Genomic DNA, 513 nt, shown 5'->3' on the forward strand with positions numbered 1-513 from the left:
TAAGTACTTCTCCTACCGGAAAGTTTGACCGGTAGTTCCCTTCCAGCTCTCCATTATTGAAGAATTTTTTCTCAAGCAAGGCTCCATATTTATTGTAAACCAGATGTTCTCCGTTGAGTTCATCATTTTGATAGTTGGCGACATACCGGAGTCTTCCATTATCGAAAAAGGTCTGGTTCTCTCCTTCCAGACTTCCGTTGCTATAATTTGCATTTTCCTTTATACCGCCCTTATCGTTAAACCATATCCAGAAGCCGGTTCTTTTTCCTTCCTTGTCAAAGGCTCCTTCCCCTGTGGAAATTCCGTCGCCATTGTAAAACTTCCAGGGGCCGGTAGAGATTTCTCCCTCTTTCTTGCCTATCCCGTCCAGTTTAAGATCCACATATTCAAAATTCAATTCCCGGTCTTCGGGCAGGACACGGAAAGCCGGAGTTTGAAGAATACTTTGCCACTCCATAAGGAGCGCACTTCTAAAATTCTTTAAACTTTCAACATCTTTTCTCACGATCTTCT

The 513-nt window shown here is 42.9% G+C and carries 1 protein-coding gene; it reads right to left on the reverse strand.

The features are described 5' to 3' along the window. The coding region (locus HC176_RS16070) for a toxin-antitoxin system YwqK family antitoxin (protein ID WP_425338213.1) at positions 1-513 on the reverse strand (513 nt) is incomplete at both ends.

This window comes from Tamlana crocina, from assembly GCF_012037625.1.